General features: G+C 42.2%; 11 protein-coding genes. 4 read left to right on the top strand and 7 right to left on the bottom strand.

Going from position 1 to position 13,793, the window contains the following annotated elements:
• Positions 1-28: 28 nt before the first annotated feature.
• The 5 genes from HH219_RS12415 to HH219_RS12395 all read right to left on the bottom strand — a co-directional run bounded on the left by HH219_RS12415 (position 29) and on the right by HH219_RS12395 (position 7,782).
• The gene (locus HH219_RS12415) at positions 29-1,252 is read right to left on the bottom strand and encodes a VWA domain-containing protein (protein WP_054204141.1); all 1,224 of its coding nucleotides are present in this window, start codon (positions 1,250-1,252) and stop codon (positions 29-31) included.
• Positions 1,249-3,594, bottom strand: coding sequence for a DUF5682 family protein (locus HH219_RS12410; protein ID WP_169327624.1), 2,346 nt, complete (start codon positions 3,592-3,594; stop codon positions 1,249-1,251). Before HH219_RS12410 ends, HH219_RS12415 begins: the two co-directional genes overlap by 4 nt.
• 9 nt (positions 3,595-3,603) lie before the next feature.
• Positions 3,604-4,683 carry an AAA family ATPase gene (locus HH219_RS12405; RefSeq protein ID WP_054452242.1) on the bottom strand — a complete coding sequence of 360 codons (1,080 nt, stop codon included), beginning with the start codon at positions 4,681-4,683 and terminating at the stop codon, positions 3,604-3,606.
• A gap of 100 nt (positions 4,684-4,783) precedes the next feature.
• Positions 4,784-6,322, bottom strand: coding sequence for a DUF5691 domain-containing protein (locus HH219_RS12400; protein WP_169327623.1), 1,539 nt, complete (start codon positions 6,320-6,322; stop codon positions 4,784-4,786).
• A complete protein-coding gene (locus tag HH219_RS12395) occupies positions 6,313-7,782 on the bottom strand; it encodes an SWIM zinc finger family protein (RefSeq protein ID WP_169327622.1) in 1,470 nt (489 codons plus the stop codon). The genes HH219_RS12400 and HH219_RS12395 overlap by 10 nt, the downstream gene beginning before the upstream one ends.
• 216 nt (positions 7,783-7,998) lie before the next feature.
• On the opposite strand from HH219_RS12395, the gene HH219_RS12390 reads away from it, so the two are divergent.
• From HH219_RS12390 to HH219_RS12380, 3 genes are read left to right on the top strand one after another with little or no spacing between them, the layout of a single operon-like run.
• Positions 7,999-8,463 (top strand): NAD(P)H-dependent oxidoreductase, encoded by a 465-nt coding sequence (locus tag HH219_RS12390; RefSeq protein WP_054204146.1) that lies wholly within the window; start codon positions 7,999-8,001, stop codon positions 8,461-8,463.
• Between the two features lie 42 nt (positions 8,464-8,505).
• A complete protein-coding gene (locus HH219_RS12385; protein WP_169327621.1) occupies positions 8,506-9,030 on the top strand; it encodes a DsrE family protein in 525 nt (174 codons plus the stop codon).
• Positions 9,031-9,675: a GDSL-type esterase/lipase family protein gene (locus tag HH219_RS12380; protein ID WP_054204148.1), complete on the top strand. Its 645-nt coding sequence runs from the start codon at positions 9,031-9,033 to the stop codon at positions 9,673-9,675. It abuts the gene before it with no gap.
• A 29-nt stretch (positions 9,676-9,704) separates the two neighbouring features.
• Here the strand turns inward: HH219_RS12380 and HH219_RS12375 are convergent, their stop codons facing one another.
• Together HH219_RS12375 and HH219_RS12370 are read right to left on the bottom strand one after the other, a co-directional pair.
• Positions 9,705-10,172: a hypothetical protein gene (locus HH219_RS12375; RefSeq protein WP_054204149.1), complete on the bottom strand. Its 468-nt coding sequence runs from the start codon at positions 10,170-10,172 to the stop codon at positions 9,705-9,707.
• A gap of 9 nt (positions 10,173-10,181) precedes the next feature.
• On the bottom strand, positions 10,182-12,278 hold the full coding sequence (locus HH219_RS12370; RefSeq protein WP_169327620.1) for an LruC domain-containing protein: 2,097 nt from the start codon (positions 12,276-12,278) through the stop codon (positions 10,182-10,184).
• A gap of 513 nt (positions 12,279-12,791) precedes the next feature.
• Between HH219_RS12370 and HH219_RS22020 the strand changes: the two genes are divergently transcribed.
• On the top strand, positions 12,792-13,688 hold the full coding sequence (locus HH219_RS22020; protein ID WP_169327619.1) for an RHS repeat-associated core domain-containing protein: 897 nt from the start codon (positions 12,792-12,794) through the stop codon (positions 13,686-13,688).
• Positions 13,689-13,793: the final 105 nt, after the last annotated feature.

Raw genomic sequence — 13,793 nt, 5'->3', positions numbered from 1 at the left:
ATTGGTTCAAATTAAACACAGTGTATTGCTATTCGTGTGGCCTAATGGCTTTAATATCTTGCTCTGCCGCCCATGCCATAACATCTTCGCGCTTTAAGGCGGTGGCCATTAGATCAGGAAATTGATCTGGCGTACAGGCAAATACCGGGCTACCTAATGTTGCAAACTCGCTTGCCATGTCGCTATCGTACGCGGGCCGCCCGTCATCACTTAAGGCAAGTAGGGTGATGACATTAACATCTTGTTTTATTAATTGAGCAATACGTTGTTTTAATTGACTTGCGTCGCCGCCTTCATATAAATCAGAAATAAGCAGCAAATGCGTTTTACTGGGGTGTTCAATTTGTTTTTCGCAGTAAGCAATGGCTTGATTTATATCGGTCCCGCCGCCTAATTGCACACCAAATAATACGCTAACGGGATCGGCCAAGTCTTCAGTTAAATCTAAAATACTGGTATCAAAACAAATCAGTTTTGTTTTGACCGCAGGGATAGAGGCCATAACAGCGGCAAAAATTGAGCTGTACACCACAGACGTTGCCATAGAGCCTGATTGATCAACACATAAAATCACTTCATCAAGATCGGCTAAACGACGTTGTTGGCGCATAAATCCAATGAGTTTATCAGGGACTATAGTGTTGTATTTTGGTTGATAGTGACGCAAATTAGCGTTAATAGTGCGAGGCCAGTCTATGTCACTAAAACGAGGGCGAAAGCTGCGCTTGGATTTATTAACTGCACCACGAATAGCTTCGGTTGTTTTTTGTTCAAGCTTGGCGAGTAATTGATTAACCACTTTTTCGATCACGTGACGCGCTGTATCAAGGGTTTTTTCAGGCATGACTGAGCGTAAGCTTACTAAATCAGCCACTAAATGCACATCAGCTTCAATGGCGGCAAGAAACTCAGGCTCCATTAACATTTCTTTTAGGCCGAGTCGCTCAAATGCATCGCGTTGTACCACTTGGACTATGGGAACTGGGAAAAACTCACGAATATCCCCAAGCCATTTTGAAATTTTAGGGGCTGAGCGGCTTAAACTCCCGCGCCCACGCGCTGTACTTTGCTCTGCGTTATAAAGGGCTGAAAGTGCGCCAGATAAACGCTTATCTCTGTCGTTTAATGTGCCTTGTTGATCGTCATCAACCCCCAGTGCTAATTGCCAGCGGCGTGATTTTTCATCTATCAATGTAGTTGATGATTGTTCTGTCACTGAGTTTGGCTCGGTTAAGGTTGTTTTATCGTTCATGCCAACCAATCCTTATTGCGTTGAGCGAGTTTAGCCAGTTTTTCCATGTGTTGCTGCCAATATGTATGTTGATTTGTATCGATGTTTTGAACTATCTCGGCGTGTGCTTTGTTATTAAAAAGCGTATCGAACAAGCGTTTACGCTCCATTGCATCAAGGTTTGAAAATACCCGCCTAAACAAAGGCAAAAACTCAACAAAGGTGATTTCTTCTAATTGGAGTAACCAATTATTTATGGCGTTGAGTAACAGTGAGTCGTATAGCAGTTGGTCGACCGAATCTGTAAAAAAGCCATCAAAAAATCGTGCAGCTTGAGCCGGTGGCAACGCAGGGGAGAGCATTTTATCAAGCATGGTACTTAGTTGCTCACGGCTTAAACGCTCATTTTGATAAAGTAATCGTGCACATAAACCAATGAGTAAATAGCTGGATTGATCGCTGTGAGCAATAGCCTCTATTGCTTGCCACCATTTAGCTAAAATGTCGGTATCACCAAGGTGCAGCACTAAGGCACGATGTGCGCTGTTAATATTTTGCTGAACGTGCTGCGCTTCTTCATCATTTAAGTTACGGCACGCGTAAGGCAAAGCAAGCGCTGCTTGAATTGCTAAACGCTCGATCAGTGCATCTATTTGACTCAAAGAAAGCGTACGAGCGCTGCCATAACGGCTTATATCAATAAGGGGCGCAATGCTGGTAAGTAAATCATTGCAGTCACTGACTTGGCCGGCGCGCAGTGTTAACTGGGTTAAACCAAACTCAGTGGCTTGCGAAAGGTTGGCAGTTAAACAGTTAAGCACTGAGTCGGCGAGCACGGCTAAGTTTTGCTCTTTTGCTAGTGACGCCATCACTTTGTTATTGGCGGCTTGCTCTATGGTGCTGCCGTAAACAATATGTTCAACGAGTTTAATAGCAAATTCAGGCTGCCAGGTTAAGCGCCATTTTTCTCTAAACGTACCTCGGCTGCTACCTGAGTCAAGTAGCTCGCCCCATGGCACATTTAACAACTGCAGTTGATGTAATAAAATAGATTTGTTTTGGCCAATATCACTGCGCAAGTCGAGTGAATGTTCGCGTGCGAGGGCTTCGGGTTTGAGTTTGTATTTTTTTTGGCGCTTTTGTAAATCTTCAAGCAGTGGCACCAAATCAGTATCATCAGGAATTTGCCCAACCTGTTGACCCAGTAAAACAGTGTTATGTATTTGTTCCCACAAGGCGTGTTCACCAAAACACATGCAGCTTATAACCGCATCAGTGATTTCTTCAAAACTTGGTTGTGGCCTGTCTCTTACTGCGGCTAAGCTTAGGCAAAGTCGCTGGGCTTCAATGACTGATGCAGTTGAAATAACCGCCCCTTGCTCTCGTAAATTTTGTGCAATAAACACTAACCAAGGCGCAATATGATCATCCTGTTGGCGATGTTGCCATAAATGCTGATACCACATAGGTGCAGCAACACCTGCGCCGTAGCCTGTTTGCGTGGCTAAACGTGCTGAAGTCCACGGGATCCAGGTGGATTTATGTTTACTGGCTGCAAGCTTTTTAGGGAGGGCTTTTATTAATGCCCGATCATCTTTAGCGCTATGCTTGGCTTTAAGTGCGGGTACATGCCAAGCACCACAAATTACGGCAATAGGGCCGTCGCATAGTTTAGCTATTTTGGCTATTTCTAAGCGCATAAATGCTTCGCGTTGATGATCATGTGCCAGCTCTGGCGAATCTTGTTCGACAGGCTGCCTTAGTGCAGTCATTGCATGTTCAACTTGTTCAAAAATAGCTAAGCTGTCATCGCGATTTTGCTCGATAAGGTCATTCCACCAAGCCTCTGCATCTTGATAGCCTGCAATGTTTGCCAATACACCAATGGGATCGCGTAAGAGTGCGGTTAACTGTGGTGTATTTTCTTGGTTATTGCTTTGATCATCGCTTTTGCCATCGCTTTGATTATTATTTGGTGTGAGTTGCTCAGCGTTGGTATGTTCTTCATCTTCATTATGTAGTTGCTCAGCTTGCATTTGTGCTAAGCGCACTGCAATGGGTAAATCAATAAACGCGCTGGGTATTTGCTGTTGCTTTGCCCAGACACTGGCTTGGTATTCAGGGGAATACTCAGCAAAGGGATAAAAAATGCTGCTTTGTGCATGCTCTACCGCATAGCTTAGCAATGCCACGGGTGGTTTCATTTGCTGATGCGCTAATAATGGTAAAAGATCACTGCAATCAGCGGGGCCTTCTATCAATATATACTGCGGTTGCAGCTGCTCAAGGGCGGCAAGTAATCGTTTACTTGAGCCCGGACCATGATGTCGAATACCAAAATAATGAATATCAGAATGTGCCATTAGTTAACCTTATAGCACCTGATTTAAATGGTGGTAATAGTCTTCATAGCCTTTACGCTTTTTGAGCACAGTTTCAAGGTATTCCTCTAATACGGCGCGATCTTGAACGGGGTCTTTCACAATTGCACCAAGCATACTTTGGCTAATTTCGGCTGCGGTTAACTGGCCTTGGCTAAACCAGTTTGCTTGGCTGAGCCCGCCAACCATAACGGCAATAGCCTCTGCGGTTGATAGGTTCCCGGTTGGGGTTTTTAATGTGAGTTTACCGTCGAGCGTTTCGCCGCCACGTAACTCTCTAAAAATGGCAACAACCTTGGCAATTTCGTCAGCGGTGTTTTTCGGTACTGGTAAATCTAACGATTGGCCCATTTCAGCAACGCGCTTATTAATAATTTCGACTTCTTGATCAACCGAATCTGGCAGCGGCAGTACCACAACATTAAAGCGACGTTTTAACGCTGATGATAGTTCATTAACGCCTTTATCGCGGTTATTCGCGGTGGCAATAATATTAAAACCGCGCTGTGCAAATATGGCATCGTTTAGCTCTGGTACTGGGAGCATTTTTTCTGATAGTACGGTGATCAAGGTATCTTGAACGTCAGAGCCCATACGGGTTAGCTCTTCTAAGCGGCACAAGCTGCCATTTTCCATTGCACGCAATAGTGGCGTTGCAACGAGGGCTTCTTTACTCGGGCCATGTGCTAATAGCTGCGCATAGTTCCAGCCGTAGCGAATTTGGTTTTCGTCTGTGCCAGCGGTACATTGGATAACTTGGGTACTACAGCCACAGATGGCTGCGCTTAAATGTTCAGACACCCATGATTTGGCTGTACCAGGTACGCCCAAAAGTAATAATGCGCGATCGGTCGCCAACGTGGCAACGGCGGTTTCTATAATGCGGCGGTGGCCAATGTATTTTGCTGAAATATCAACGCCCGATGCAGTTTTACCACCCATTAAATAAGTAACCACTGCTTGTGGCGACATTGCCCAGTTATAGGGTTTATTACCGGTGTCGTCCGCTTTTAATGCATCTAATTCACTTTGGTATACTTGCTCAACGGGTAAACGAAGGATATCGCTCATTATAGTGTCCTTGAATAATGTGTGTTGCGCGTCCTGTTTATATTTAGGGCGGCTAATAAAGGGTTGTAAAATGACTGTGCGGCTTGGCTTTTATTAAATTTCATGGTGTTTGTGCCTTTACAGCGACTAAGCCAACATTAAGTTTAAGTGCGTCTAGCATGGGATCTGCAGGCATCACACCTAATGCAATCACGCCATCGTAAATTCGCTGTGCCAGTGCTTGGGGTAAAAATAGCCCAAGTGCTAATAACTCACTCATTATGGCGTAATGCTCAAGGTAATGTTTATCAGTGAGCTCCTGTTTAATATCTTGCTGTAATTGTGCCCAAGCTTGAGTGTGGCTTAGTTGTTGCCAAGTTAGCTCTGTTAATGGCGAATCAATGAGCGACAGCAAATTGCCAAAATTGAAGTGCATATGCTTTTTTTCAAGCAGCGTATAAATAACAGTGGCAACATGTTGCGGTGATAAACGAGATTTAACGCCACGCAGTACATACCATAACAAGCTGTGCGTGAAGAGTTCATCACAACTGCGGGTTATAAAGTCATTGAGTGTTGTTTCTGGCAGGGAATCAAACGCATTGTTAATAAAGCCAATATTATCTTGCTCACGGTATTGATCAAATTGCCAGCCGTTGCATAGCTGTGTAACCGAAATGTTAAGTGTTTTTGCTAATGCTGCTAATGAAACCTCAGCAATAAACTCGGTTCGCATGGCCTGTTGTGTTTTACTTTTGAGTTTTGCGGGCAATACTATGGTGGTTTTTTTAAACAAACCTTTGGTTTTTACTTCTAGCCAAGGTGCTAACTCTTGTGCGTGTTGATCACTTTGGGTATCGTCAACATCCACAGCTAAACGTGCGAGTAATTGTTTGGCAAAGGCCACCACCTTTTTTGATTTATCGGTCAAATATTCTTGTAATTGGGGTTGATCTTGATGGCTTAAATGAATGCTTAAAATGTGATACAAACGCAGCCGATTTTCTGCTAACTCAGTTTTCGCAACCTGATGAATATACTGCGCTGCTAGTTGTGGGTTTGTATGCCTAAGTTGGGTTAAGCGGGCACGTTTTTCTGCTGGGTAAAGGTCGTCCCACTGTAGTTGTTCAAGTGCTGTATTTTGCTGCGCTTGCCATTGGCATAATTGATCATTAGACCAATATACCCAAGGTAAATAAACACTGGGCACAGAGTCTGAGTGTTTTGTTGGCATCCAATCGGCTGGATGGGCACATACGCCACGACTAGCAAGTAAATTAAGTACGGCATCAAACCCTGAGCTTGTTTGTTGTTTACAAAATGTCATTACACGGCTAAATAGAGGCCGCAATGAGGTTGTAATACACGGGAGTGCAAGTGTCGGAATATCAGGTGCTGATACTAACTCCGTCTCGGGTGATGGGTAGTGCATAATCAATTGTTGTTGCTGAGAAAGTATCAGCGCATACATGTTTTGTTTACTCGGTGTGATCGCACTTAGTAATGTTTGCCAATCATCGGGGAGTTTAGCTAGGTTGATTTGATCATGCCCAACGAGCCATTTTTTCTCGAGCTTTTGAGCTGCTTGCAATGCGTAATTAAGCTGCTCATTACGCGCTTCGATTTCGTTAGCATGAGTGTCGATGATAGTTACTGACATAAAATAACGCCCCATGATGCTGTTTCAACACTTATTAACTCAGCAAATTGTCCATCGAGTAATACAAAGGCCGTATCAAGCTGGCTTCCCAATATTAAAGGGTCTAGCACTTCATTTATTAAAGGCAAATGCACTGTTTTAGTGTTATTTTGCCACCAGTATTGACCTGACTTGTCTTGGCTAATACGCCCTGCAGGGGTAATAAAAGGCATTTTTTCAAGCCATGGCAATTGAGCATGATGCTGGAAAAAATGTAGTCGCCAATCTTGAAGTGGTTCTTGTATATGGCTCATTTGCTGATTAGTTGGGCTTTGGGGTATGTATTCATGCTCACCTAAAATAGCCCTGTATGGCATACGACTAGCATAAAAAGTTACTTTACCTTTTAGGGTTTTCCCCAGCGCACTTTGCGTTTTACTACTGCCACTTTTTACAGGAATAAAATCGAGCAACATAGCAATCGCAGTTGCAGGAGTAGATGTTTGTTCATCGCTTGGCGAGAGTAACTTTAACCAGCGCATAGACGCTAGTAAGCCATTACGGCGCATTTGTGATTTTTCACCAATAACTTGCCACGTACCATTGATAGTGAGCGGTTGAGTGCTATTTTCATCAGTATTGGGGCTGAGTACTTGTTCACGATTTTCGCTGCTAACAACACCGCGATAGGCATCAATGTCTTGCGGGTTACTTAGCCATGCTTCGCTGAGTAACGCTAATTTAGCGAGCTCTTGGAGCGCCGCGCGGGGTTGATGTTGCACCGGGTGAGCCAGTATTTTTGCTGGTAATTCGTCAATTCTTGCTGCCAAGTTTGCTGCTTTGGCATCAACTAAACGCGCCGCTATTTGGCGGCACTTATCTCGGCTGTCTTTTAAAAACTGTACAATGCCACTGCTAAGTTGATCGTTTATCCACTGTTGTAACTCAGTCAGCCCTTGTGCCACTGAATCGAGAGTTTTGGCTCGATTTTGCGCTGCGCGTTTAGCTTTATCTTCTTCACGTTTAGCGAGTTCTTCATCGGTGAGTACTTTCTCAACATTGGTTTTATGCAATGAAAGGGGGGCGGCGGATTTACTTATTTTTGCTGCGTTGTCCTGCGCAGAGGCTTCGTCTGTTGTGCTGGTGGAGCGTCTGCGTCTGCCTAACCAGTCATTCACCCATTGTGGCGGCGCAGTTTTAGCGAAGTTATCAGGCAAATCAGAAAACTGCCAAAATAGCGCAAGCACATGTTTACACGGAAACTTACGCGACGGGCATGTACATTTATAGCCGTGATCGCTCACATCAGCCATAGTGTAGTAGGGTGTGGAGCCTGAGCCCTGACACTCTCCCCAAATTGTATTTACGTCTTGGGCTTGCCCAAGCACTGGCCACTTGGCGGGTTTGAGTAATTTTTTTGCGGCATTAATTGATGGCTGATCGGGTGCCAACTCTTGCACGAGCGTGTCGGATACTTCCATGATAAAACGCCTACTACATTACTAATGTGGAATAAGGTTAATAGCGCCAGTTTATCTATAATTCTCGTAAATACAATACGCTAATAGTTAATATAGGTACATCAAAGTAAAAAATTGATCACAAATAGCGCCTTAAAAAGGTAAAAAAATAGTTGTTGACCTTAACTTAGCTTGAGGTTTTATGCTTGGTTGCATCATTAAAAAGGAGTTAACCCAATGCAACAAAAATCAGTACATAATACAGCAATTATTTATTCAAGTGGCCGAAAAAATGGTAATACAACAGCGCAGGTGAACGCATACAGTAAACAAAAAAGCGGCATTGTTTTTTGTTTAGATGATTATGTTATTGCCCCTTACCGATATGATAAGCAATATAACAATGACGACTTTTATAACTTGTTCGAAGTGCTGTTACGTTATGAACATTGGGTATTTGCATCCCCCGTTTACTGGTACAACACGACCCCACAAATGAAAGCGTTTATGGATAGAATAACCGATTACATGGATGATGAGGCGCTAAAGCCAAAGTTAAGAACATTGCGCCAAAAGCATTACTCTTTACTCTCAAATGCAGCCTCAGCAGAGGCCCCATCTGCATTTATAGATATGTTTAAACATACCTTTAACTATTTAGGTATGACGTTTAAAGCACATTCACATATTCAAGCTAGTTAAACTGTTTTAAACAGGGTAGGCTAAAACAAAAAAGGGTAATTTATGAAAACGTTACTTATGGGTTTTAGCCTACTTTTAACAAGCCTCGCAGTATCAGCACAGGAACCCGAGCCTGTTATTAAAGATTTTGGCTTTTTTTATAATGTTCCAGAGCACACATCTGATCTAAAGCAGGCGCAGTTTAAAATAGCTTTTGATGTAGGTGAGGGAGCTGAAAAAGGTCAGCAAAACAACCATATAAATTCGTTGGCGCGTTTTATTAATATGCATGTGGCGCATGGCGTTAACCCTGACAATATCAAGCTTGCTTTGGTTGTTCATGGCAGTGCCAGTGTTGATGTGCTTGAAAACAGTTTTTACACGCAGCGTTTTGGTGTAGGTAACAAAAACCAATCACTTATAAAGCAATTACTTGCTAATAACACCGACATTTATGTATGCGGCCAGTCGGCAACGCATATGAAAGTAGCTAAAAAGCAGCTTATCCAAGGTGTTAAAATGTCGCTATCAGCAATGACCGCTCACGCAAAATTACAGCAGCAAGGTTATACCTTGAACCCGTTTTAAATGAATGTTTTGTGTTTTGGTGATTCAAATACCTTTGGGCTTTCAGCAATAGATGGCTCGCGTTTATCTGAAATTGAACGTTGGCCTACATTATTCAAACAAGCGATCGGGGACGAACATAAAGTAATTGAAGCAGGCCAACCTAACCGCACACTTGTAAATAACCCACCATTTACCGGGAACAAATCAGGGGTTACGTACTTAAAGCCTTATCTTGAAGCGCATCAGCTTGATGTAATCATCATACAACTGGGTACGAATGATCTAAAAGCACGCTTTGCGTTAACAGCAGAGAAAATTGCTGAAGGTTTAGCGCAATTTATTAATGAAATTGAGTTGTTTTATCAATCAACACCTCAACCGCGTTTAGTTATTATTAGCCCATTTACAGTGTTTGAAGTAGGCCAATACCAACGCATTTACGCAGGCGCACAGGCTAAAGCCGTGCAATTATCTCACGAGTGTAGGCGTATAGCACACGCACACAACTGCCTTTTTTTAGACGGTCACACATTAATAACACCCTGTAAAAACGAGGGAATTCATTTACCAGCCACAGAGCACAAAAAGCTAGCAAATGCTGTATTTGAGCTTATTTACCAATACTCAGGTTACTTAAGGCGGGCTGTTTTAATTAGTGACTAAATTAAAATAGTAGCAACGCGCCTTAGAGTTTATCGAACAATAAAGCTTTGCTCTGTTTGGCCTGATTCATACATCCATTGGTAAGTGAGAGGTTCCGTGCTGCCATCATAAAACCATATCAATGCGACTAACTCTGTTTCACTATTAGCGATTGTTACAGATTTTTTAATGCCTAAGCTGCTGATCGGGCTTCTATAAATACAGTTATTATAGTCTACAGGTTGCTCAAGTTGAGGTTTAACACATACATTTAAATACGCTCGTTGAGATATCTCAGTCAATTTAACGTCTATTAGTAATTCAAATTGCGTCGAAAAATCAAATTCGGGTGTTGCGACTAAATCAGCTGTTGAAACCGGCGTAACAACTGGTGGTGAAACTGGTGCAGGCGTTTCTCCTTGAATAGGAGTTGATGTATTTGTATCATCCGATCCACCACCACAGCCTTGTAACATAAACCCTGTTGCCGCCAAAATAGTCATGATTAAATTTTTCATATTAAACTCCTAATTATTGATGACTTTTGATTCACTAAAGGTATTAAACCACGTTGTTTTTTCTGATCCTGATGATTGTGTAAACTCGGCAAAATCAGGGTAAGCACTCAGTAGATCAACGCCCTCTTTAGGATGAGACCAGTTCACACCAATTTCTAATGCCCAAGGTAACCCTTGTGCTGTTTGATAATACATTTCTGAACCACTGTTATCATCGGCTTGACCATATGAGATTGCAAAAGCCTCTGTGGGAGGTTGGTTTTTAAGATGTACTTCCCAACCTCTAGCATTGTTAACATCGACAAATGGGCCATGATAAAAACCATTTACAGCAAAAATAAAGGGGTCAAATAATGCGGATGGAGCGCTTTCACTTGCCACAGGTGTAATTAAAGGCACTGTCACTTTAAAGCTAACTTTAGGGCTGTTTTCGCACCCGGATTGTGTTCTAAAATATGTGCATGACGCTGAGGTTTCAAACCAGTTCTTAGTATCAGCCATAACGATTATGATAGCCTCACTACGCCCTGGCTCGATCGCAGAGCTAGTTTGCTGCACACCGTTTATTTCATAACGAATTAAATCTTCATTGATGTTACTAGACAATATTGAATCTAAGCGCACAGCAAAACCGTTATGATAACTTGCCCCAACAGCATTTAACGTGCCCTCTACTGTAAATCTCACAACATCAGAACCCACTAAATCAGTGGTTGTACGGTAATTAACAACAACATCATTAAAGTCATAATCACCCTTTTCAGGCCATAAATCCTCATAAGCCAATGCAACCCAATCATTTGCCCCTGGATAGCTAATACTGGTAATTCCTGGATCTGATATGCTAATTGGGTAATCTTCAACCTCACCATCAGATACCCCGCCAATAGAGCCTATATCAGCTGTTTTTGATACTCTGAACCTTGACCATGTATCACCTACAAATGCATTACTTGGAATATCTACTAATATTGCATTTAACCCTTCAACCAATAAGTGCTGGCTTATCGCTTGCGTATCATCAAACTTGCCATTGTTATCCCAATCAAACCAAGCGTTTAAATAACCTTCTTTTGATGCTTTAACAATAATTAAACTATCAAGGCCAGCCTCTAAGGCTGTGACAAATTGAACGCCATCATCGCTATCATCTGTAGATTTAGGTACAGGTTCGCCATTGACAATATCACCTAGAAAAATGCCATTTTCATCAAATTCATGTCTTGCACCGTTATCAGCTAATGAAATGCCATAGCTAGTTGGCGCATCACCAAAATCAATTGTGGTGTCATCTTCATCTATGATCGGTGCTGTCGCACACCTTGCACCATCGTTATTAGAAGAGCTTGGCCCGTAAGCAAACAGCGTTGCATTAGGTGAGGCTGCTGAAACATCAATTCTGAAAACATGACCATCACTATTTCTGCTGATATAAAAATTACCATCAACATCAAAATAAACTGCACCAAATGTACCGGACACTCCCACATTACCTAAATTGGTTGATACTGCGGTTGAGCCATCTTTTTGGATAGTTATTTTATGTAAATTACCATTACTATCAACACTATAAGCACGGTCTGCGTTAGGGTTTGAGTCTGCATCAGGGTGAAATGCTAAATCAAAGATGTTTAAATTGAGTAAATCTCCAGAAACAACCAGATTCATAATTAAGTAGTCGCTACTACTTTCATCTAAATCAGTACGATAAAGGCCATAGCTAGCGCCTTTTCTATAGCTGTAGTAATAATTTTGTTGAACAGAAACGTCACCAACATAAAAGTTAGTGCTTGCGGGTGTGTTAGCAACTGCTAATGGAATCATTTGAAAGTCGTTGCCAATTTTTACTATGGTTGCTGCGTCGTATCCCCAGCCATATAAATATCGGTCATGTAGATTAAATCCCAACCCATTGATTTTGCCAGTAGTGCCTAAATTATCACTTAAAACAGCATTGCTACCAGTTGCTAAGTTAACACCATATAATTTAGCAACTGACTCTTGTACTAAAAAAGCTTTTGACGGACAAGTCGTAAAAGGATCTGCGTGTAAATCCAAACTCAATAGAGCCAAAGTGACAGCTACATAAAGTTGTTTAGTTTTCATATAAAGACTCCAATGGGTAAGCTACTTTGGAAGTGCATTACTCAAGCCAACTTTTTTTATTATATACTTCAAAGTGTTGTGGCATTGCTGATCAATGTTTTTGCAATTTGCGATACGAATTGCGACTCAATTACTCAACTAGGTTTGCTTTTATCCGCCTGATATTCCAGTTAGATAGCTCAACTCTGAGTAATACAGTTAACAGCGCGCAAGGGGTAATGTTATTCCTGATGAGTAATTAGCAGCTAAAAATATATGCTTGTCATTTTTATTTAAGTAAAACAATTGATTAAAAATGTTATTTTATAAAATCGCTTAAGCAGTGTAACCGGCGTAAGTGGTCGGCATGGCTCAATAGGCTATGATACCCGCGGAAATATTACTAACAACGGTGCATATAGTTTAGATTTTAATGCGGCAAACCAGCTTACTACAGCAAAAGGTAATAGCTATTTATATGATGGTCACAACCGCCGCGTAAAATAGACCGATGGTAATGGCACCAGCTATTCAATGCACAGCCAAGATGGTACATTACTGTACAGAGAAAAAGGCGATACCATAACAGGCAACGGCACTCACTATATTTACTTAGGTAAAAAGCTGATTGCCAAGTACGGTGACGTAACACCGCAAACAGTGAATGAAAGCCGTCAGCACAGCCGCTCATTTGGTGAATCGATAGAAGCACCCAAAGATGACGTAGGGTACACAGGACATAAATTCGACACCGACTTAGGGTTGAGTTATATGCAGGCACGATACTATGATCCAGTTATAGGCCGGTTTTACAGTAGTGATCCGGTTGGTACTTTAGAGCATTTATCTGGGTTAGGTGGTATTCACGGATTTAACAGATACGCATATGCAAATAATAACCCATACAAGTACGTAGATCCTGATGGGGAAGCTGTTATTTATGCTGGATTTACTGGAGGCGGAAATGCTGGGGTTAGCGGTGACAATGCCGGTGGTGTTTTCTTCGACGTTTCGTTTGACGGAATCAAATTTGGAACTTATACCTCGCATGAAATAGGTTCTTCTACTGGAACACCGTCAGCTGGCGCTGGTTTTGAAATGGGGGCAATGACAGGTGGATATGAAACCGCGTTAAATGGTGAGTATATGATTGCAGGAGGACAAGGTGGTGCTGGAGCTGTTGGTACAGTAGCTGGTAACACAACATTGGGGCCAACCCCTGAGGTTGGTGTGCAATTATCTCTCGAAGAAGGAACACCGCAAGCTAACGGGTTTATCCACACTGGTACAGGGCAAGCCACAGTGGTAGGTTCCTTAACTGGGCAAGATGTTAGTAATGGCTTGCAAAGCGCAGGTCAAGCAATACAGTCTACTATGGGTGCTATCGCCACCAATATTCAAGAAGGACTAGATATAGATATGGGGATGTAAATAACTTCGGTATGAATGATAAAGATACAAAAATATTAAAGGTTGTTGGAGCTTTGACTGTTGCAAGCTTAATTGGATATCAAACATTATCTAGTTCATTTGATA

It is taken from the genome of Pseudoalteromonas sp. NEC-BIFX-2020_015 (assembly GCF_012952265.1).
Lineage (GTDB): Bacteria > Pseudomonadota > Gammaproteobacteria > Enterobacterales > Alteromonadaceae > Pseudoalteromonas > Pseudoalteromonas neustonica.
The sequence above is the reverse complement of the archived record's forward strand: the minus strand, read 5'-3'. Positions and strand labels throughout refer to the sequence as shown.